Origin of the sequence: Methylacidimicrobium cyclopophantes (genome assembly GCF_902143385.2) — a bacterium.
GTDB classification, from domain to species: Bacteria; Verrucomicrobiota; Verrucomicrobiia; order Methylacidiphilales; family Methylacidiphilaceae; genus Methylacidimicrobium; species Methylacidimicrobium cyclopophantes.
Map to the genome: position 1 here is coordinate 1 of NZ_CABFUZ020000209.1, position 2,232 is coordinate 2,232.

Here is a 2,232-nt window from a genome sequence, read left to right on the forward strand (position 1 = left end):
GCAGCTTCGGCTGCCCAAGTTTCCCTTTCCGACTCCGCCTTTCTTTATCACGGTTTGGTTGACGCATTTGCGGGGACGAGTTCCGCGGTTGGACATCGCAACCCGGATCGAGGATCCCCAGTCCGGACATGTTTTGGCCAGCGCCTCGGGGCAGGTCCAATTCCCTCCCGATGCCCCGCCCTTCGAGGAGCAGATGGTCCTTGACCTTCCTATCCCGATGCCGCCCTTTCTGGTCTCCCAGTCAGCGGTCTATTCGATCGTCATTCTCGTGAACAATGAAAAGGTGGGAGAGCGGCCTCTCCCCATCGTTCCCTCCAATCCCGAAGCCGTGGGATCCCCCTGATCCCGGCCGGCCTTCCGATTCGCTATTCCGGAATAGGGCTGATCTCCAGGGCCCCCATCCGCTGCAAAATCTGCGGGAGGTCCGATCCGAAACGCGGATCCCGCTGCTCGACGACGAGGAAGAAGCCGTCATCCTGACCTCTGCGGCTGAAAAGATCCCAGTGGAAGATCGGCTTGTAGAAGCGGGGCAGAGAGCTCGCGAGGAGGATCCCCAGAACCGCGCCGAAGGCGGCGAAGAGGGCAGTAGTTTCGAAAGCCACGGCGAAAAACGCGGGGATGCTGATAAATGGTTTGCCCTGCACGACCAGAGGGAAGAAGAGATCGAAGAGATGGCTCGCGAGAATCCCCCGAAGGGCGGCGGGACGAGGCATCGAGGTCAAAGTTTCGAGAGAAACTCCGAGACAAAAGCCGAGCAGCCCTCCGCCTAAGACACAGGCTGACACCCAACTCTTCTTGTGTCCCGCCGCTTCCGCCAAGCCGTGAAACGGGAAGGGCGAATAGAGTTCGATCTTCCGAAATCCCATTTCTCGAAGGGCTCGACCCGCACGACAGAGCGCTGGAGCGGAGGGAAAGCGTGCGCCCATGCCAAATGTCGCCTGATCGAGGTTCGGGGAGGAAACCGGTCCTGGATCGGGCGGAGGAGATGGCTCTTCCTCGGAGCGGCTGCAGAGGGCCTTCACCTCGAACATAGCGATGACCGGGAGAAAGCGGAGAAAGAGGAGAAAGAGGAAAAGGAAGAGACCGATCGAGCCGATCAGCAGAGTGATGTCGACCCAGGTGGGATGGTAGAGGCTCCAAGAGGAGGGAAGAAAATCCCGATGGAGAGAGATGATGATGATGACGAAACGTTCGAGCCACATGCCGATGTTGGCCAAGACGGCCACTCCGAAGACGAGCCAGGGCCTCCTGCGGAACGCTCGGAACCAGAGGAGTTGGGGGGCCATCGCGTTGCAGGCGAGCATTCCCCAGAATTCGAGGGCATACGGTCCGGTGATCCTATTCCAGAAGGCATAGCGCTCGAAAGGATTAGCACCGTACCAAGCGATGAAAAGCTCGGTGAGGTAGACGTAGCCGACCAGCGATCCAGTCGTCAACAGCCATTTGGCCATCTGCTCGATATGGATAGGCAGGATGAACTCCTTCAGTTCCGGGACGAGAGTTCGCAGCGGGATGAGAAGAACGAGGATGACGGCAAAGCCGCCGAAGATCGCACCCGCACCGAAGTAGGGAGGGAAGATCGTGGCATGCCAGCCGGGGAGGATCGTGGCCGCGAAATCGCAGGAAACGAAGGAGTGGACAGAGAGAACCAGAGGGGCAAGAAGGCCGGCGAGGCAGAGATAGCCCATCTCGTAATGGTTCCACTCTCGGGCCGAGCTCGACCAGCCCATCGAGAGGATCGCCCATAGCTTCTGCCGCCAGGGATGTTTTTCCCGCTCGCGGAGGGTGGCAAAGTCGGGGATCATCCCCAAATACCAGTAGAGCACGGAGACGGTGAGATAGGTGAGCACCGCGAAAACGTCCCAGAGGAGTGGGGCTCGAAAGTTTTGCCAGATTGCGATATTTTCTTGGATCGGAAAGAGATACCATGCCATCCATTGGCGGCCCACGTGGAGGGCGGGAAACATCGCTCCGCAGCCGACCGCAAAGATCGCGGTCGCTTCGGCGGCTCGGTTGAGGGAGTTGCGCCACTTTTGGCGGGTGAGCAGAAGGATGGCGGAGATCAGGGTTCCGGCGTGGCCGATGCCGATCCAGAAGACGAAGTTGATGATCGCAAAGCCCCAGACGACGGGTGTCTGGACGCCCCAGACCCCGACGCCCGTGCCGACGAGGTAGGCGTTGGTCGCGAGAACCAAGATTGCAATCAGGCCGGTGAGCAGGGTCGCCGGCCAC

The 2,232-nt window shown here is 59.9% G+C and carries 2 protein-coding genes; one reads left to right on the forward strand and one right to left on the reverse strand.

Annotation, left to right across the window (positions count from 1 at the left end):
- The coding region (locus FN369_RS08875; RefSeq protein WP_142525800.1) for a hypothetical protein at positions 1 to 343 on the forward strand (343 nt) is incomplete at its 5' end.
- Positions 344 to 365: 22 nt separating this feature from the next.
- On the opposite strand, the gene FN369_RS08880 is transcribed toward FN369_RS08875, so the two are convergent.
- A partial coding sequence (locus FN369_RS08880) for a quinol:electron acceptor oxidoreductase subunit ActD (RefSeq protein WP_142525801.1) occupies positions 366 to 2,232 on the reverse strand: 1,867 nt, incomplete at its 5' end.